Below are 18,138 nucleotides of genomic sequence, written 5' to 3'. Positions count from 1 at the left end.
ATACAATTTTTCTATAGCCATGGATATAAAGGAAGAAGAAGAAATAAAGAAAGAGTTCCAGTTGGAACGGATAATCCTGTTCAGCGACGCAGTTTTTGCGATCATCATCACCATAATGGTGTTAGAGATAAAACTGCCCGAGGGGCTTCGGCACGCCGAAAGGAAGGAAATAAAACATGCTTTATTTGAATTGATGCCAAGGCTGTTCGGCTACGTTACTGCGTTCTTTTTTGTGGGGATGTTTTGGCTGAAGCACCTCAAGATATTCAGTTATTTAAAAGATTACAGCAAAGGGCTCATCATCTGGAACCTGGTGTTCCTCTTCTTCATATCGCTCTTCCCCTTCGGTGTATCGGTAATGACAGAAACGCTCGGGCCGGGCAACGCCATAGGTATTTTTATTTACTTTAATGTAATAGCATTCAGCGTGATGGGCCAAACCCTGTTAACCCGCTACCTTATTAAACATGCTGCAACCCTTTGTATAAAACCGCACCAAATTGAAACCAATTTGGAATGGAAAGCACAACGGACTAACTTCGTTACCTTGCCCTTGCTGTGTATTTTCGTGTCATTTTGTGTTTATTACGAAGTAGACACACAGTTTATCAGCGTTGGATTTGTCATTTGGGCCCTGGCTATGGCCCGGTTCCGCAAGAAATATTACCCGGGAGATACCAACGACAAGCCCATGATAAAAAGGCTCTTCGCTTCGCGGAAAAAGAAACCTGTGGCTGTCGCCCCTTCTCCGGAAAGTAATTAAGCGGTTTGCTTAGTTGCCAGGCATGGTAAGTAAAGGATCCAATACCGAGCCTGCGCGGGAGAAATACTGGTAGATACCGTTATCGTGCAGGCGCACCACCACCACCCCGCGACGGGTGCTGGCATGTACGATATAACCGTTTTGCAGGTAAACGCCCACATGGCTAAACTGCTTCCCGTCGAAATCGAAGAACACCAGATCGCCTTCTTTTAGCTCCTCCTCGTACTTGCGTTTGATGTTATTTACCTGCAGGGCACAGGTGCGTGGCACAGGCATATCATAAACCTGTTGCTGCAACAGGTACACCAGGCCCGAGCAATCTATACCGTCCTTATCCAACCCGCCAAAACGGTAAGGGGTGCCCATCCACTCTTCGATAAAACTATATAGCCTTCCGTTTTGGACATCATTGCGCTTCACGCCCATCATGGTGGCGTATTTATCGGCAATTTCCTTATCCGGTTTTACCATTACGTAAGGGCCGTGGCGCCCCGGGCCGTTGTTGTTCCGTACAGTCAGTTTACGCGAGTGGCAAGCAGTCAATAGTATAGCGGCGGCAAAAATAAAGGCTAAATTGGTATAGCGTTTTAAAAGCATGCGATAAAGATATCGTTTAAGGCAAAAACGTTACAGAAGATGTTATAAACTTATTAACACCACACATTCGTCATTGCGAGCCGCCGAGGGAAGGGAAGCGCAAAAGGGCGGCGCGGCAATCCCCGGCATGCAGGGCGGATTTGCAAAGCTGCTCTTTAAACCGATGATTGCCGCGCTTCGCTCGCAAAGACGATAGGTTAAAATCTGCACATCTATCATCCCTTTATCACCCGCTGTATCTCGTCCAGTTTCATCAGGGCTTCTACGGGGGTTAGGGTGTTTACGTCGAGGTTGTTGAGGGTATCGCGGATCTTTACCAGCACAGGGTCGTCTATCGAGAACATCTGCATCTGCACGGCCTGCTTCTGCACCTTGCGAATGCTTTCTTTAATGTGCTCGCCGCCGGTGCGTTCGTTCTCCAGTTTCTTCAATATCTCGTTGGCGCGGATCAGTACTTTCTGCGGCATGCCGGCCAGCTTGGCTACATGTATACCGAAACTATGCTCGCTGCCGCCCGGTACCAGTTTGCGCAGGAAGATGATTTGCTGCCCAACCTCCTTTACCGAAACATTGAAATTCTTGATACGGTTGAAGCTGTTGCTCAGCTCGTTCAATTCGTGGTAATGTGTGGCGAAAAGCGTTTTGGCGCGTGCTGTGGTTTGATTATGCAGGTATTCTGCTATTGACCAGGCGATGGATATGCCATCATAAGTAGAAGTGCCGCGGCCAATCTCGTCCAATAAAATCAGGCTTCGGTCGCTCAGGTTATTGAGGATGCTGGCGGTTTCGTTCATCTCCACCATAAAGGTAGATTCGCCGGAGGAGAGGTTGTCTGACGCCCCCACCCTCGTAAATATCTTATCTACCAAACCTATGGCCGCTGCTTTGGCCGGCACAAAACAACCCATCTGTGCCATCAGCACGATGAGACCAGTCTGCCTCAACAAGGCCGATTTACCCGCCATGTTTGGCCCGGTAATGATGATGATCTGTTGCGAATCCGAATCCAGGTACACATCATTGGTAATGTATTCCTCGCCTAGGGGCAGGTTCTTTTCTATCACGGGGTGGCGGCCGCCTTTAATATCCAGCACGCGGCTATCGGTAACATTGGGCTTCACATAATAGTTCTTGATCGATATATCAGCGAAGTTCAGCAGCACATCCAGCCGGGCAATCAGCTGCGCGTTGAGTTGTATGGGTTTGATGTATTCGGCGAGCGCATACAGCAAATCGTTATACAGGCGTGTCTCCAAAGCCAATATTTTTTCCTCGGCACCTAATATCTGCTCTTCGTATTCCTTAAGTTCGGGCGTTATGTAGCGTTCGGCATTTACCAGCGTTTGCTTGCGTATCCATTCGGTGGGTACCTTTTCACGGTGACTGTGGGTAACCTCCAGGTAGTAACCGAACACATTATTGAACGATACCTTTAGCGATGGTATGCCCGTGGCTTCGGCCTCACGTTTCTGTATCTCCAGCAGGTAGCCCTTACCGCCGAACGCAATTTTGCGCAAGCGGTCCAATTCCTCATTGATGCCGTCGTTTATTACGGATCCCTTTACGATCATTACCGGTGGCTCGGGGTGCAGTTCGTGAGCTATCTTCTCGCAGATGGTGACGCAAGGGTTCAGTTGTTCGCCAATGGCGCGCAACGGGGCACTGTCGGCCGTTTCTGCTATCTTTTTGATGTCGGCTATCGCCAGCAGCGCTCTTTTCAGCTGGCTTACCTCGCGCGGATTGGCCTTTTGCAGGCCGATCTTGCTTATCAGGCGCTCCAGATCACCTATCTGGCGGATGTATTGCTGCAGCGTTTCGCGCAGCTCTTGCTGCGCTATAAAATATTCTACCACGCCCAGGCGGTCGTTTATGGGCTTTATCTCCTTAAGCGGCATCACTATCCAGCGGCGCAGCAGGCGTGCACCCATGGGCGAGCAGGTATGATCAAGCACATCTACCAACGTAAGCGCATTCTCGTTAGCAGAACCTACCAACTCCAGGTTGCGTATGCTGAACCTGTCGAGCCATAAGTACCGGTCTTCCTCTATCCTGCCTATGGAGCTGATGTGCTGCAGGTTGCGGTGTTCGGTTTCGTTGAGGTAGTGCAGCGCCACGCCGGCGGCTATGATGCCCAGGTTCAGTTTATCGATACCAAAACCTTTCAGCGATTTTACGCCGAAATGTTTTAGCAGGGTTTCGTGTGCGTAATCCCCGCTGTAGGGCCATTCGTCCAGCATGTAGGTATAAAAGCGATCACCGTAGTTATCCTTGAAATCGTGGTGGCGGCTTTTGGGGAATATCACCTCGCTTGGAGCGTAGCTTTGCAGCAGCTTATCTATGTAGCCGCTGTTGCCCTGCGCCGTCAGGAACTCACCGGTAGAGATATCGATAAGCGCGATGCCTACACTGTTCTTCTCGAAATACAGCGACGCCAGGTAGTTATTACGCTTTTGTTGCAGGATATTATCGCTGGTGGCAACGCCGGGCGTAACCAGTTCGGTAACGCCGCGTTTTACAATGGTCTTGGTAGTCTTGGGATCTTCCAGCTGGTCGCAAATGGCAACGCGCTGCCCGGCACGCACCAGCTTGGGCAGGTAGGTATCCAGCGAGTGGTGCGGGAAACCGGCCAGCTCTATAAAAGTCGCCGCGCCATTGCCGCGGCGGGTGAGCGTGATGCCCAAAATACCGGCGGCTTTAATGGCGTCCTCGCCGAAGGTTTCGTAAAAATCGCCCACGCGGAACAGCAGCAAAGCACCGGGGTACTTAGCCTTTATGGCGTTATACTGCTGCATTAAGGGGGTTTCTTTGGTTTCGGTAGTCTTGGCCAAGTCGCTGCTTTTAATAATCTGCTAATTTAATCCATTGCCTTTGCATTAAGGCCATTGTGGAAAAGTTGCAGCAATGTTAGTTACGTGGGTGGGAGTAGTGAGTGGGAATGATGAGTTGTAAGTAGTTTATCGTATATGGGAGATTGAATGGAGTATTGAAACTTCATTCCCACCGGTTTCAACCGACGGGTTCCTGGTTATGAAAATCGGCTTTAGCCAGCGAAATTGCCTGTCTGTGTCCCGGCGGTTGAGACCGACGGCAATGACCGCTGAAACGCAAGTGGAATTTTGTTCCTTTAAACGGAGAAAAAAAACTTAGGGGATAAATTCCTCCAAACAAATATATTATGCTAACCTTAACTATATTAGTGTATCACTAATAGCCATGAGTAATTTTAGCATCACCCGGCTTCGCCTGCAAAATCAGCATTTGCTGAACCCTGAGTTTACAAGCCCGGCCGACATCGTAAGGCATATGGGCGCCGTGCAATCGCAGGATTACGCCGGTGCTAAATGGGCATTGGGCCTGCGATTGAAGAACGCAACTGATGGCTTGATAGACAAGGCCTTAGCCGACGGCAATATTATTCGCACCCATGTATTGAGGCCCACCTGGCATTTTGTACATCCCGAAGATGTAAGATGGATGCTGCAGCTTACTGCTAAACGCATTCAGGCAACAGCGGCATCGTATCACCGCCAGTTACAACTGGATGCGCAAATATTGGCCAAATGTGAAAAGCTGATCGTAAAAGCACTGAACGGCAAACAGCAACTGGCACGGGATGAAATTGCTGCTTTTTTTAATCAGCATAGCATAGCCACCAACGAACAACGTTTTGTACACATTATGGAGCACCTGGAACTGGAACAACTGGTTTGTAGCGGCGGCCGCGAAGGGAAGCAATTTACCTATGCCTTATTCGACGAACGTGTACCCAAAACTAAACCGTTGGATAAAGATGAGGCCATCGCCATGCTAGCCTTACGCTATTTTACCTCACACGGGCCGGCAACCGTAGCCGATTTTGCCTGGTGGAGCGGCTTAACCAACACCGATGCCAAAGCGGGGTTGGAAGCCATTAAATCAAAACTAAGCAGTCATGCGGTTGATGGCAATACTTACTGGTTTATGGAGCGCGAAACGGCTGTTGTTAAAACAAACATGATTCAGCTATTACCCAATTACGATGAATATATTGTGAGCTACAAAGACCGCGGCGCTACCATCGATGCCAAACACATCGGTAAAGTCGACCCGCGCGGAACCATCTTTAACCATACCATCCTCATCAACGGTAAAATTGAAGGGCTTTGGAAACGAGTGATTAAAAAGGATGTGCTGGAAGTAGAACTTACACCATTCAAAGCATTAAGTCAGCAGAATTTGAAAGCGGTGGAAAAAGCGGCTAAAGCTTATGGTAGGTTTTTGGGTTTAGAGCAGATTACGATAGTGTAATACTAAAGCGGTTTGCTTTGCAGCCGCTTTGCCACCTTGCCAATCGTTAGCCCCTGTATAAAGATAGAAAACACCACTACGATATAGGTAATCAGCACAAACTCATCGCGGTGCATGTTGTTTCCGAGTGATAAAGCCATGGCCACAGAAAGCCCCCCGCGTAAACCGCCCCAGGTAAGTATGGCCACCGCATTATCCTCAAATTTGATGCGGAATCGCATTAACGAAACCGGTATAGCTACCGATACCCATCGCGCCAGCAGCACTATTACGATCACAATGCCGCCAATAATCAGCAGTATCGGGTTTACCTTTATCACCAGCATCTCCAGCCCTATCAGCAAAAACAATACGGCGTTCAATATCTCATCTATTAGTTCCCAAAATTTATCCAGGTAGTCGCGGCTTACGTCAGACATCCCCTCGCGCTTTATCTTGTTGCCCGTGATGATGCCCGCAACTACCATGGCCAGCGGCCCGGAGATGTGCAGGTATCCTGCTAAAAAATAGCCGCCTGCAACAATAGCCAGGGTTATCAGCACTTCTACCTTGTAATCGTCTATCGGTTTAAGCGCCCAGTAACCAATGTACCCCAACAGCGCGCCGAAAAGCAAACCGCCAACGGCCTCCTGCAAAAACAATACGCCAACAGATACGAACGAAAAATCGCCCGATTTGGCCACCTCGGCTATGCTGATGAATATCACCACCGCCACCCCATCGTTAAAAAGCGACTCGCCTGAAATTTTCAGCTCGAGCGATGCCGGTATTTTGGCTTCTTTCAGGATGGCCAGCACGGCAATAGGGTCGGTAGGCGAAATCAGCGCGCCGAACAGCAGGCAGTAAATAAAGGGTATGTTGATAGAAAACAATGGGAAAAGACCATACACCATCCCCCCTACCAGAAATGTAGAAATTAGGGTACCACAGGTGGCCAGCAAAATAATAGGCCAGCGTTCCTTTTTTAGCCTTGCGGCATCTATATGGATAGCACCCGCAAATAGCAGGAAACTGAGCATAAAATTCATCAGCACATCCTGAAAATCTACCGAGGAGGCTAATTGAACGGCTTTTGCGGTCAAAAGAGAGTTGGTGTTGCCAAAAGCCGCCAACAGCATGGAACACAGCAGCGAAAGCACCATAATGCCTATGGTAGGCGGCCATTTGATAAACCTGTGGTTGATGTAGGCAAACAGGGCCGTAAGTACAATGGTAATGGTGAGTATTTCCTGTGTGCTCATATCATGGGCAATTTACCCATTTTTTAACGTAAATGCCATCTTAGCGGGGTAAAACACAGGGAAAAACCGTCGGCAATGCCCACCATTAATTATAAACTGTACGTCCGGTAGCATCGTTGCTCATTTCTATGATTACAGTGTCGAGCCTTTCCAGTTCGCTGGAGAGATAGTCAAGGGCATTCTGGTCAGTAGGGTCGGCACGCAGTATATCTACCAGTGCTTTTAGGTTGGCCAGCGGACTACGGATGAGATGCGATTGTTTCCAGGCCATGTCTTTTATGCTTTCCACGTGATATTGAATGTTGCGATAAGCCTGCTGCAGGTGGTACTCGGCCCGTTTACGGTCTGATATATCGGTGGCTGCAAACACCAGCCCCAGTATCTGCTGCTCGCGACCTGCAATGGGGAACATACGCACGTGGTACCATATGGGCTGATTGCCGGGGCCACCTGCATAACTTACCTCGTAACTTACCGGCGAGCCACTCAATACCCGGGTAACATATTCCCTGAATTTTGGTTTGCGATCCGCAGGTATCTGGGTAATAAGGTTAGTGCCCAGGGCTGGGTCGTAATTAAATTCCTTTTCCGCGTATTGCAGCGCCATATTGTTGTATTCTACTATGTTCAACTGGGCATCCAGCAGGGCGTAGGCAGTATCGGTGTTGTTGATAATGGTTTGCAGGTTGGCCTCAGACCGCAGTAACGATTCTTTTTCTTTCAGTATCTGCTCCTCGGCCCGCTTCCGTTCCGTAATATCCAGCATAGTACCGATGATGGAGGGCACGCCGCTAAGCATTACCCGGCTGCCGTAAAATTCAATCCAGTTATTGCTACCGTCTTTGCGCTGCCCTACGGTTTCGTAGTGTACGCTCTCCACCTCGCCGCTGAGGCGTGCGCGTATGCTTTCGTTCACCTCGTCGCGGTGATTGGGGTGTATGATTAGCCTGGTGGGATAATTGCCTATCAGTTCTTCCGGCGTGTAGCCGAAAACTTCGGCAAAGCGTGGGTTAACGTACACGAATTTCCCTTCCTGTACGATGTAGATGCCCACCATCGAGCGGTCGGCAATGGTACGGAACTTCAGCTCGGCGTTCACCAGGTTGGCTTCCATCGCCTTGCGGATGGTGATATCGCGGGCTATCACCATCACCCTATCCTGAGGGAACGTCTTCACGTTAACCTCAACATCAAACACCAGCCCGCTTTTGTGTACAAAGCGCCGCTCGCGCACGGTGGAAGTTTCGGGTGCCGAGGGTGACACGTACTTAAGCGGGTCTGTCTTCAGCTGCTCCGGGTCGATAAGCTGCAATATAGTCATCTGCAACAATTCGTCGCGCGTGTAGCCGGTCATGCTACACATGCTTTGGTTTACATCGGTAAAATTGCCTGTATAATTAAGGATATATATCGCATCTGAAGCTTGCTCTATAAGCTGGCGATATTTTTCCTCGCTTTTTTGAAGCTGGTTCAATAGATTGAGCAATTCCGCCTTTTCTTCCATGCTTATATATGCTTAACTTACTCTAAATGAGAGCGACGTAACAGTGATTACATAAAATTAGCAATAATTATATTGAATAATACAATAGGGAATAAAATGGTGGCATACAACAAGGTCCCGGCTGCGTAAATCCGGTTGTGTTTTGGAGATGCGGGGCGGTAAAATGCAGCAAATATTTGTGTGACGTAATTTTCGGCAACCCAAAAAACGGACTATAACGCGTCAAGTCCCTGTTTCGGGCCTTTCAGGCGTTAGGAAAATCGAGACAAATAAAAAACATAACTAATTGAAAATAAATAGATAATATCTTGTTATTGCAAAACATTTGGTATATTGCTTACTTAAACCTAATCACTATATCATGAGTATTAAAGTAGTACCGTTTACGGCCAGGATTACCCAACAAGATTCTTCGGCCACAGTAGCAACACAAATGCAAACCCTTATCGATTCGCACAGCGGCCAGGGATGGCAGTATCTGCGGATGGATTCTGTACAGACTTACGTAGCCGGCAACAACGGATGTTTCGGCATCGGCGCAACGCCTGGGTTCAGCACCACTTACAACGTATTGGTTTTTACCAAAGCGGAGTAAAATGCTGCTTTTGTTACTGATTCGTATTTATTGGTTAATTCCTAAGAAACACCGGAAACCGTGCCTTTTTAAAGAATCCTGTTCGAAGTATGTATTCAGGATAACCCGCGAAAGCGGATTTATTTGTGGTTGCAAAGCATTGACGCGCAGATACAAAACCTGTAGGCCCAAATACGCGTTTTACACCTCAGACGATGGGAAAAACTGGGTTATTTTAAATGACGACACGATAATGGAGCGGGAGTTAACCAATATTTAGCGATTTTAAAATATCAGGTGCTTTTCGGCCCAGGAAAGGCCATGCGGTAGCTTTGCCCTGCTAAATTCTATGTGAATTACCTTACGCGGCTTGCTGTTGGTGGTACGGCCCGAGGCATGCATCAATAGCGGCCGCATTATCATAATGCCGCCTGCCTTTACGTTGCAAGTTACCTCTGTTTGCGTGGCCCAGTCGATGGTGTCGGGGCGGCAAATTCCTTTTAAATGAGAACCCGCAAGCACTTTTAATGCTCCATTGCCTTCATCGGCATCGTCGAGATGTATGCGGACGGTGAAGTTATCTTCTAAAATTTCCTGTGGCGGCTGTACGGCAAATTGCTCCTGCTTAACCGTCCATGGGCCGTAGCCGGCAATTTCCAGTTTGTTATCTACCGAAATAGTGAGGTCCTGATGCCAGGCCACGAACCAGTTAGACAGCTCGGGCTTATCGAAATAAATAGATTTTACCACGAAATAATCATTGCCAAACAAGCTGGTTATCAGGCTTTTTAACTTACAGGTAAATATCAGTGGCGCAACAGCGGGTATCTCCTTCAGGAACTGGCGGATAGCGAATAGCTCCGTTGTTTTGCGGAACGTATTTTTATTGGTATCCGCCTGATTGATTTCAAACAAGATTGCCGCAACCTCTTCCTTGCTATAAATATCCTCTACGATGGTAAAACCATCCGCAGAAATATCCATGGCACCAGGGCTATCCATAGCAGGTTTTATTTTGCTTTCGCAGGTACCGGCTTCAACTCCTTATTCCTCCTTAAAATCGATAACAAGAAACCGATTACCATAATAACGCTGCCCGCCCAGAAGAAATTGATATACGGGAATTTGATGGCACGCATTACGATGTATTTCTTGGCGCTTTCGGGCTGCTGGTAAACCGTAATCTCTACCTTATCCTGTGTTGGCATTATTTTGGTGAATTCCAGCTTCAGACCAGCGTCTTCGAGTTTCTTGGGGAAAAAGAAAACGTGGCCATCTTTCTGCAATATATAAACCGGCTTGGCATGATAGGTTTGGCCGTGGGTAACCACATCAAGCTCGGCACCTACCGATGCCAGCACATTATCCATTGGGATGTTTTCCAGCTTCGCGGCTTTATCCAGCTTGCGCAGTACCATATAACCTTCGCGGAAAGGTATCGTGTCGCCTATCGCAATTTCATGCGGAACAGGTGCATCATAATCCTTGCTATCGTCGGCAGGCTGGTCACCATCTGCTCCGTTGCCTTTTTCCTCGGCCGTGCTGGCAGAGTTGGTCATGGTGATGTGCGTGTACAGATCGTGCAGTAGGTAGTGGCGGGTATCGGGCGATGATGCCAACGCGCCTTTATTTACCTGCACCTTGGGGAACAGGGTGAAATCTTCATCTACCTTGCCGTTAGCATCTACCTTGCGGTAGTTTACTTTGTAAAAATGATCCGGCAGGGCCAGCGAATCGCCCAGATAGGTAACGGTATAATCACCCATTTTCTGCGGCTCGTTGCGGTAAACCAGGATGTTTTCGCGCGGATTCTCTGTTTTGGCAAAATCGGCAGAATAGTTTTCGCCCGTATTATTGATAGAGATTACCGAGCTTGTACCCGCAGAAATCAAGGCCCCTATCAGCAGCATACCGAAACCGATGYGCGCAACGGCCGAACCGGCCAGTTTTAATTTGCCTTTAAAGGCATCTGCCAAAACCTTGCCATTGGCCAGTACCGAATACACCGAACCCCACATCAGCAGCACGAATACAAAATGGAGCTTGTACAGCCCTGTTACGTAAACAATAAGCGCGGCAATGAGTGCGGCCAAAAACAAGTAAACCGCCGTGGTAATGAAAAAGCGGGTGACATCTGTTTTTTTATACTTGAGGAATTGTGTAACCGCCGTGAGTATAGTTATAACGAATGCGAAGCACGATTGGAAGATATTATAGTGCAGCAAGCGGGCCTTATCGGCAGGTGGTGCTATTTTCCAGCCGAATATGGCGTTCCCTACAGGTATGGAGGTTACCATGATGAGATGGAAGCAGGACAAGCCCAGAAAAACTGCTCCAACGAACATCCAAAACTCACGCGAATAGGTTTCTTCGTCTTTTTGGGTAATAGGCAAAGCCTTCCAGCGGCTTACCAGCAACCATACCGACATCACCAAAAATACAAGGATGCCTGTAACCAATTGCCAAAACATGCCCAAATCGGTAAAGGAGTGTACCGAAGTATCGCCGAGGATACCGCTGCGGTTAAGGAACGACGAATACCATACCAGCACGAAGCTGATGAGCACCAAAAACGTAGCTGTAAAGTACGAATGCCCGGTGTTTTTAAACACGATAAGCACATGCACCGCAGCCACCATGGTAATCCAGGGGAAGATAGAAGCGTTCTCTACCGGGTCCCATGCCCAAAAGCCGCCGAAATTCAATGATTCGTAAGCCCAAAAGGAACCCATTACTACGCCTGTGCCTAATATCATGCAGGCGAACAGCGCGTGTGGCAGCGCGGGTTGTATCCACTCTTTATATTTTTTTTGCCAAAGGCCGGCAACGGCATAAGCAAATGGCGTAACCATGGCCGCAAAACCCAAAAACAAGGTTGGCGGGTGTATCACCATCCAGTAGTTCTGCAGCGAAGGCACCATGCCCTGCCCGTCTTTAATAAAAGTAAGGTAATCGGCTTGTTTAAAAATAGGTGCTTCTGACATGAAATCGCGCAGCAGCAAAAACGGCGAACTACCCAAATGCACACCTAAAAAGCTTACGCCAAGCACCATGGTAGCCAATACGGCCTGTGAGAGGGCAACAACAGTCATCACCGGGCGCTCCCAGGTACCGGCCTTCCATATTAATAGCAGGCCTATCAATGCCTGCCAGAATATCCAGAGCATAAAGCCCCCCTCCTGCCCGTTCCAAAAGGCGGAGATGATGTATTGCACCGGCAGCGTTTTAGAGGTATATGCCCAAACGTAATGGTACTCGAAATAATGGTTGTAGATGATGTAAAAAAGGCATGCCCCGATACCTAAAACCGACAGGGAGTTTAAGTAATAGCCTATACGGCCAAGGGTTTGCCAGCTACTGGCTGGTTTGTCTTTATCATCCGTAGTGGCGAAAAAATAGCTGATAAACGATAAAAGCGCGGCTCCGAAAGCGAGGACGAGAAAGAACTGGCCGATGTGGCCCGGCAAAAGGTGCTCACCTTTAAATACTGTATCCATTAAAATTGCTTATATGCTGGCTGGTTTAGCCTTAAATTCCTGTGTTTCTAACTTATCCTGCGTGTATTTTGAGGGGCATTTCATCAGGATATTGGAGGCGTGAAACTCGCTGCCGATCATCTTGCCGGTAAGCACTATCTGTTCCGATTTTTCAAAGTCCTCGGGCTTGGTACCAGTGAATACCACCTTGCACTCGCTGCCTTTATCGTCCTTCATGTAGAAAGAGAAGTAGTTGGCATCCTTGGTGGCATCGTAATACAATTCCTTTTGCTTATTAAGCTTGCCTACTACGTGCAATTCGCTTTCGGTTTGGCGGGCATCGGTAAAGGAGCCGTAAGTACTTGTGTTTGAGTACACGCTTATGATAACCGCAATGGCAATAGCAATAACAACAAGGCCAAAAATGGAACTTTTCTTCATGTTTATAGTTGTGGGATAAACGGGTTTGCAAAAATACAAAACGATAAGCTAATAATGTTTATTACAAGGGATATATGTTATTTAGAATTGTTATTGATTGCGCGAGGTTAAAATGGTTGGAAGAGTTAAAAGGGTTGGAAAGGTTGAAAAGAGCATCTTTGCTAAAATCAATTCCAGCACCAAGATGAAAATCCGCATTCTGGGGGCATCCGGCTAGTAGCTGAGGCAAATATTTGCAGCAAGCGGTGCATGTACTGCGCTCATCTGCAATTTATTATTCTTATTTTCACCGGCATAACTCAAACTTATCCATCATGAAGAACCTTAGCATCAAACTATTGCTTGCGGCCTGTTTTTTCTCCGTATCCGCTGCTCACGCTCAGGAGCCGGTAGATACCGCCACCTTTAATAAGATCAGGAAAGCCGAGCTCAACAGCTCGCACATTGAGCAGATTGCGCATTACCTCACCGATGTGGCCGGTCCGCGCCTTACCAGTTCGCCGGGGTATCATCGCGCCGCAACCTGGGCCGTAGAAACCATGAAGAAATGGGGCCTGGTAAACGCCAAAATGGAACCCTGGGGCGAATTTGGTAAGCAGTGGGACTTGCAGGAGTTCAGCATCAGTATGAAATTGCCGTATATGCAACCCATAATGGCATACCCCAACCCATGGAGCCCATCTACCAATGGCTTGCAACAGGCGCAGGTAGTGCTGCTGCCCGGAGAGAAATTAATGGATACCGTTTATATCAAACAACACCTTGCCGACTATAAAGGCAAATTCATATTGGTACATGGCAGTAAAATAAATACCTCGGCTAATTTCAAACCCTCGGCAGAAAGGCTTACCGACAGCGCGCTTGCCCATACCACCGACACTTATATGGTAGAACGCAAGATGATAGAGATGTATTTGGGCACCTATGTTAAATTGATAGCCCGGGTAGATGTATTGCTAAAAAGCTCTGGCGCGATAGCCGTTATCAGCACTGGCCGCAACAACATCAATGGTACCGTATTCGTGCAGGCAAACGGCGGCTACAGAACTACCGACCCGGAAAACCTGCCCGCAGTAAGCATATCGGTAGAAGACGGGCAGAAAATAAGGCGGCTGATAGATGGCGGCCAGCCAGTAGAGCTTGCTCTGAATATAAAGGCAACTCTATCTACCGCTGATACCAAAGGATATAATGTGGTAGCCGAAATACCCGGCACCGACCCCAAACTAAAATCGCAACTGGTGATGCTGGGCGGCCACCTGGACTCATGGACCGCCGCTACCGGCGCGACTGATAACGCTGCGGGCTGCATAGTAATGATGGAAGCCGTGCGCTTGTTAGATTCATTGGGCATCAAGCCGAAACGCACCATCCGCATTGCTTTATGGGGCGGCGAAGAGCAAGGCTTGTACGGAAGTTACGGTTACGTTAAGAACCATTTTATGGATACCGATGGCAAGCTGAAACCCGAGCAGCCAAAAGTGTCGGCCTATTTTAACCTGGATAACGGCACCGGCAAAATAAGGGGGATATACGCCCAGGGCAATACGGCCATCAAACCCATATTTGAACAATGGCTGGCTCCTTTCAAAGATCTGGGCGCTACAACGGTATCGCTTAAAAACACCGGCTCTACAGACCACCTTTCGTTCGATTGGGCGGGCATACCGGGTTTCCAGTTTATACAGGACCCGATAGATTATGAAACCCGTACCCACCACAGCAATATGGATAGCTACGACCACCTGCAAATAGCCGACCTGAAACAGGCTGCTATCATCGTAGCATCATTTGTGTACCAGGCCAGTATAAAGCCCGATTTGCTACCGCGCAAAGCCATCGTTAAAGAAACCTTCGCGTTTGAGGGCATGTAAAAAGAAAGCGGGAGTTCTGCGCCATACCGCAAAACTCCCGCTTAATTACATTGTCTTTATATCTCCTTTTTCGGCGGTTAGTAAATCGAACTAACCCTTTCCTTAATTCCTCCTGCGTCGTTTCTTCTTCTTAGGTGCTGCCTTTTTCTTTTTTGTGGGCTTATCTACGGTCGTTTTCTTAACAGTTGTTACCGTAGCTGCTTTATCCGCTACTGAAACAGAATCTTTGCTTAATTGAGTAACAGAAAAACTGTTGCCGCGCAGGCCGTATTGTAATACCCGCTTTGCGCCGGTTGGTTTGGCCAGGCTATCGTTGCTGTTGTATATGGGGAACTCGCGTATCAGCAGACCCTCTTTTATATAAAAGTTATCATTGCCGCGGTAACCCTTTTTTTGCGAGCCGGTAAGCTTTGGGAAATCGAGTTTATTGGCGTTGTTGTTATTGAACTCGAAGGCGTATATCCTGGCGTAATTTACCGTGTCTTTGTCCTTGGCCTGTATCAATATTTCGGGGTTGCCGTCGGTATCCATATCTGAGTTGTACACATCTGATATATTGCCGTCCAGGTCGCCTGTTGTGGTGGTATATTTTACCCCAGCCGAATCGGAGTGCAATATCATGAACGAGCCATCCATTTTTGCGCCCCTTCCCCAGCTGAGTACATCGTAAGTTTGCCCCGGCGATACCTCTATCGCTTTATGGAACCGGAAGGGTTCTGTCAGCACAGGCGTATCGGACACTGAAACAGCAACCGATGCAGGTTTCGGATCGTTGCCACAAGCGGCCATGAGTATGCAAACCGATGCCGCGTAAACGTAATATTTTGCATTCATCTTTCTATCCCCCAATTTAATTGTAAAGCATATCGGGTGAAACTTCTCCTTTTGGCTTGCCGGGCAACGTCATATAAACGCGCAGCATGCTGTTGCTGGTGTAGGCATCTACATACTTTACAGTGATTTTGTGGAAGCCTTTGAGCAAGGGTACATAGCCTGTTGTTTCGTTGTTGCCTTTGCGGCCATCGTTATCAACCACGGGTAAATCATCTATATACAGCATCGAGCCGTTGTACGATTGCGTGGAAAAACCGTAGGTACCATCGGCATCCACATTTAGATAACCGGTGTAAACCACGCCGTATTTGCCGAATGCCTTTTTAAATGCTGCATTAGCAACCTGGAAGCTTTTGGCAATGCCCGTATCTATCACCGCCGCAGGGTTTATCTGTGTAGTGTTTACATACGTGCCCTGCGATGCCTGGTATTTCATACCCGTAGCGGTGCCCGTAAAACCTACGGCGGCGAGCGGAGCCTTGTTGTAAACCACTGTGCGGGTTACCGGGCTGCGTTTGCCCGATGGCGTTACCACAATGGTCTGTAGCTCGCGGTACTGGTCTATTGGCACCTGATACGTAATGGGTTTGGTAAACACCATTTCGGTTTCGCGCGGGGTGTAGCCGTCGATGGTATAATAAATTGTTGCGCCCTGTACCGGCGATTTCAGGTCGACGGTTAGCTGTGTGCCGATAATTGTAGTATCAGCAGCACCAATGGCCGTAGGCACGTGGAATTCGTAACCGGCTTTATCCAGCCAGGCCAGGTGACCGGGAAGGCGGGTTTCAGCAAAATCTTTAAAGTTTTTGTTGGCAACCGGTGCCCATGCAATTTCTGATAGGGCAAGCATCCTGGGCAGCAGCATAAACTCTACCTTTTTATCGGTAGTGATGTACTCTGTCCAAAGATTAGCTTGTACGCCTTTTATGTGCGCCTGTTGCGCGGGCGTTAAAACCGCTGGTGTAGGGTTATAACTGTATATCTTTGATAATGGTTCGTTGCCGCCGATGCTTAATGGCTCCTGGTTAAGCCTGCCCTGCCCGTGGTCTATATATAGTCCCTGGCTGCCGGGGGTCATAATCACGTCGTGATCCTGCTGAGCTGCGGCTATACCGCCCTCCTCGCCTCTCCAACTCATCACCGTGGCATTCGGCGCAAGGCCGCCCTCCAATATCTCGTCCCAGCCGATAATGCTGCGGCCCTTGTTGTTCACAAATTTTTCCATCCGTTGAATAAAATAGCTCTGCAGACCATGTTCATCTTTTAACTTAAGTTTCTTTATCAGGTCCTGGCAAAATTTGGAGCTCTTCCAAACGGTTTTGGGCGCTTCGTCGCCACCGATGTGGATGTATTTGCTGGGAAACAGGTCGATAACCTCGGTAAGCACATCCTCCAAAAAGTGGAACGTTTTTTCGGACGGGCAATAAATATTATTGAACACGCCCCAGGTTTCGGCCACCTTATAATCCAGCTTGGGGTCGCAGCTTAGCTCGGGGAAAGCAGCCAGCGCAGCCTGTGCATGGCCGGGCATCTCAATTTCGGGTACGATGGTGATATAGCGGTCGGCAGCGTATTTGATGACATCGCGAATCTGGTCCTGCGTATAAAAACCGCCGTGCGGCGTATTATCGAATTGTTGCGGGGTGCGGTCGCGGTAGTTGCCTATCACGGTTTGGGCGCGCACGCTGGCCACCTGGGTAAGGCGGGGGTATTTCTTTATCTCTATGCGCCAGCCCTGGTCGTCGGTAAGGTGCCAGTGAAAGGTGTTCAGCTTATAACCGGCCATCAGGTCGATGTAGCGTTTCACCATCTCCACAGAAAAAAAGTGGCGGCAAACATCCAGCATCACACCGCGATAACCAAAACGCGGGTAATCTTCAATAGTTGCACAAGGCAGCTTAGCGGTAGCCGCGCGTTCAAGCGGCATCAGTTGTATAAGCGTTTGTATGCCGTAAAACAAGCCCGCCCCCTTGCCGGCAACGGTAATTTGCTGTGGCGTAATGGTTAGGCGGTACCCCTCGGCTGGCAAGCCTTCGGTGCCTGTAGAAGTAAGATAGATAATATTAGAGCCGGCATTGGTATTGCGCAGGCCAACCTGTTTGTTGTAGGCCATATTGTTCGACAGGAAGGCAGAGAAAAACAGAACAGCCTTGTTATTGGGCGTATCGGCCTGTATTTTAGTTTCCTGGCTGAGGATGAACTCGCCAATAGATTTTTTAACAGAAACCGGCACCGGGATGATGCCCATATTTGGGTCGGCGTCCTGGGCGTGTACGAAAGTGGTGGCAGCAATTAAGAGCGTAAAAAGCAGTGAGGGAATCTTTTTATACATAGACTAAATTAACCAGGGTGATTACAAAGTGGTGAATTTAGTAATTTTTTGGCACCGATTGCATCGATTTTTTTGATTTCACAGAGGTGGCGTGGTAGGGAAAGCGTTTAAGCCCCATCGTCATTGCGAGGAACGAAGCAATCTCCCGACTTGACATTAGCGGTTGCAAAGCGGCTATCCAAAGCGGTCTGGCTTAGCTTAGAGATTGCTTCGTT

The 18,138-nt window shown here is 48.4% G+C and carries 14 protein-coding genes; 5 read left to right on the top strand and 9 right to left on the bottom strand.

The window, feature by feature from the left end; genetic code table 11:
• Positions 1-19: 19 nt before the first annotated feature.
• Positions 20-763, top strand: coding sequence for a TMEM175 family protein (locus AC1DYT_RS07700; RefSeq protein ID WP_477469049.1), 744 nt, complete (start codon positions 20-22; stop codon positions 761-763).
• Between the two features lie 9 nt (positions 764-772).
• On the opposite strand, the gene AC1DYT_RS07695 is transcribed toward AC1DYT_RS07700, so the two are convergent.
• Together AC1DYT_RS07695 and mutS are read right to left on the bottom strand one after the other, a co-directional pair.
• Positions 773-1,360, bottom strand: coding sequence for a C40 family peptidase (locus AC1DYT_RS07695; RefSeq protein WP_477469048.1), 588 nt, complete (start codon positions 1,358-1,360; stop codon positions 773-775).
• A gap of 215 nt (positions 1,361-1,575) precedes the next feature.
• The gene (gene mutS, locus AC1DYT_RS07690) at positions 1,576-4,152 is read right to left on the bottom strand and encodes a DNA mismatch repair protein MutS (RefSeq protein ID WP_477469246.1); all 2,577 of its coding nucleotides are present in this window, start codon (positions 4,150-4,152) and stop codon (positions 1,576-1,578) included.
• Between the two features lie 421 nt (positions 4,153-4,573).
• Between mutS and AC1DYT_RS07685 the strand changes: the two genes are divergently transcribed.
• On the top strand, positions 4,574-5,647 hold the full coding sequence (locus AC1DYT_RS07685; protein ID WP_477469047.1) for a winged helix DNA-binding domain-containing protein: 1,074 nt from the start codon (positions 4,574-4,576) through the stop codon (positions 5,645-5,647).
• Positions 5,648-5,649: 2 nt separating this feature from the next.
• Here AC1DYT_RS07685 and AC1DYT_RS07680 read toward each other — a convergent pair whose 3' ends face one another.
• Both AC1DYT_RS07680 and AC1DYT_RS07675 read right to left on the bottom strand, forming a co-directional pair.
• Positions 5,650-6,888, bottom strand: a complete 1,239-nt coding sequence (locus tag AC1DYT_RS07680) for a cation:proton antiporter (RefSeq protein WP_477469046.1) — start codon at positions 6,886-6,888, stop codon at positions 5,650-5,652.
• An 85-nt stretch (positions 6,889-6,973) separates the two neighbouring features.
• Positions 6,974-8,392, bottom strand: a complete 1,419-nt coding sequence (locus AC1DYT_RS07675) for a PAS domain S-box protein (protein ID WP_477469045.1) — start codon at positions 8,390-8,392, stop codon at positions 6,974-6,976.
• A 361-nt stretch (positions 8,393-8,753) separates the two neighbouring features.
• Here AC1DYT_RS07675 and AC1DYT_RS07670 point away from each other — a divergent pair, with 361 nt between their 5' ends.
• Together AC1DYT_RS07670 and yidD are read left to right on the top strand one after the other, a co-directional pair.
• A complete protein-coding gene (locus tag AC1DYT_RS07670; protein WP_477469044.1) occupies positions 8,754-8,987 on the top strand; it encodes a hypothetical protein in 234 nt (77 codons plus the stop codon).
• A 1-nt stretch (position 8,988) separates the two neighbouring features.
• Positions 8,989-9,246, top strand: coding sequence for a membrane protein insertion efficiency factor YidD (gene yidD, locus AC1DYT_RS07665; RefSeq protein ID WP_477469043.1), 258 nt, complete (start codon positions 8,989-8,991; stop codon positions 9,244-9,246).
• Positions 9,247-9,251: 5 nt separating this feature from the next.
• Here the strand turns inward: yidD and AC1DYT_RS07660 are convergent, their stop codons facing one another.
• The 3 genes from AC1DYT_RS07660 to AC1DYT_RS07650 are packed head-to-tail and all read right to left on the bottom strand — an operon-like array spanning position 9,252 to position 12,883.
• A complete protein-coding gene (locus AC1DYT_RS07660; RefSeq protein ID WP_477469042.1) occupies positions 9,252-9,968 on the bottom strand; it encodes a phytanoyl-CoA dioxygenase family protein in 717 nt (238 codons plus the stop codon).
• An 8-nt stretch (positions 9,969-9,976) separates the two neighbouring features.
• The gene (gene ccsA, locus AC1DYT_RS07655) at positions 9,977-12,463 is read right to left on the bottom strand and encodes a cytochrome c biogenesis protein CcsA (protein ID WP_477469041.1); all 2,487 of its coding nucleotides are present in this window, start codon (positions 12,461-12,463) and stop codon (positions 9,977-9,979) included.
• Positions 12,464-12,472: 9 nt separating this feature from the next.
• Entirely contained in the window at positions 12,473-12,883 is a 411-nt protein-coding gene (locus tag AC1DYT_RS07650) for a cytochrome c maturation protein CcmE domain-containing protein (RefSeq protein WP_477469040.1), read from the bottom strand.
• A gap of 314 nt (positions 12,884-13,197) precedes the next feature.
• Between AC1DYT_RS07650 and AC1DYT_RS07645 the strand changes: the two genes are divergently transcribed.
• On the top strand, positions 13,198-14,757 hold the full coding sequence (locus AC1DYT_RS07645; RefSeq protein WP_477469039.1) for a M20/M25/M40 family metallo-hydrolase: 1,560 nt from the start codon (positions 13,198-13,200) through the stop codon (positions 14,755-14,757).
• Positions 14,758-14,859: 102 nt separating this feature from the next.
• On the opposite strand, the gene AC1DYT_RS07640 is transcribed toward AC1DYT_RS07645, so the two are convergent.
• Together AC1DYT_RS07640 and AC1DYT_RS07635 are read right to left on the bottom strand one after the other, a co-directional pair.
• Entirely contained in the window at positions 14,860-15,591 is a 732-nt protein-coding gene (locus tag AC1DYT_RS07640) for a hypothetical protein (protein WP_477469038.1), read from the bottom strand.
• Between the two features lie 16 nt (positions 15,592-15,607).
• A complete protein-coding gene (locus AC1DYT_RS07635; protein ID WP_477469037.1) occupies positions 15,608-17,923 on the bottom strand; it encodes a family 20 glycosylhydrolase in 2,316 nt (771 codons plus the stop codon).
• Positions 17,924-18,138: the final 215 nt, after the last annotated feature.

The sequence above is a fragment of the Mucilaginibacter sp. P1_D10 genome (assembly GCF_056406215.1).
The sequence above is the reverse complement of the archived record's forward strand: the minus strand, read 5'-3'. Positions and strand labels throughout refer to the sequence as shown.

Excerpts from the sequence above, each read along its gene's own strand:
- AC1DYT_RS07700 (WP_477469049.1), top strand. The coding sequence starts at position 20 with ATGGATATAAAGGAAGAAGAAGAAATAAAGAAAGAGTTCCAGTTGGAA.
- AC1DYT_RS07695 (WP_477469048.1), bottom strand. The coding sequence starts at position 1,360 with ATGCTTTTAAAACGCTATACCAATTTAGCCTTTATTTTTGCCGCCGCT.
- mutS (WP_477469246.1), bottom strand. The coding sequence starts at position 4,152 with ATGCAGCAGTATAACGCCATAAAGGCTAAGTACCCCGGTGCTTTGCTG.
- AC1DYT_RS07685 (WP_477469047.1), top strand. The coding sequence starts at position 4,574 with ATGAGTAATTTTAGCATCACCCGGCTTCGCCTGCAAAATCAGCATTTG.
- AC1DYT_RS07680 (WP_477469046.1), bottom strand. The coding sequence starts at position 6,888 with ATGAGCACACAGGAAATACTCACCATTACCATTGTACTTACGGCCCTG.
- AC1DYT_RS07675 (WP_477469045.1), bottom strand. The coding sequence starts at position 8,392 with ATGGAAGAAAAGGCGGAATTGCTCAATCTATTGAACCAGCTTCAAAAA.
- AC1DYT_RS07670 (WP_477469044.1), top strand. The coding sequence starts at position 8,754 with ATGAGTATTAAAGTAGTACCGTTTACGGCCAGGATTACCCAACAAGAT.
- yidD (WP_477469043.1), top strand. The coding sequence starts at position 8,989 with ATGCTGCTTTTGTTACTGATTCGTATTTATTGGTTAATTCCTAAGAAA.
- AC1DYT_RS07660 (WP_477469042.1), bottom strand. The coding sequence starts at position 9,968 with ATGGATAGCCCTGGTGCCATGGATATTTCTGCGGATGGTTTTACCATC.
- AC1DYT_RS07650 (WP_477469040.1), bottom strand. The coding sequence starts at position 12,883 with ATGAAGAAAAGTTCCATTTTTGGCCTTGTTGTTATTGCTATTGCCATT.
- AC1DYT_RS07645 (WP_477469039.1), top strand. The coding sequence starts at position 13,198 with ATGAAGAACCTTAGCATCAAACTATTGCTTGCGGCCTGTTTTTTCTCC.
- AC1DYT_RS07640 (WP_477469038.1), bottom strand. The coding sequence starts at position 15,591 with ATGAATGCAAAATATTACGTTTACGCGGCATCGGTTTGCATACTCATG.
- AC1DYT_RS07635 (WP_477469037.1), bottom strand. The coding sequence starts at position 17,923 with ATGTATAAAAAGATTCCCTCACTGCTTTTTACGCTCTTAATTGCTGCC.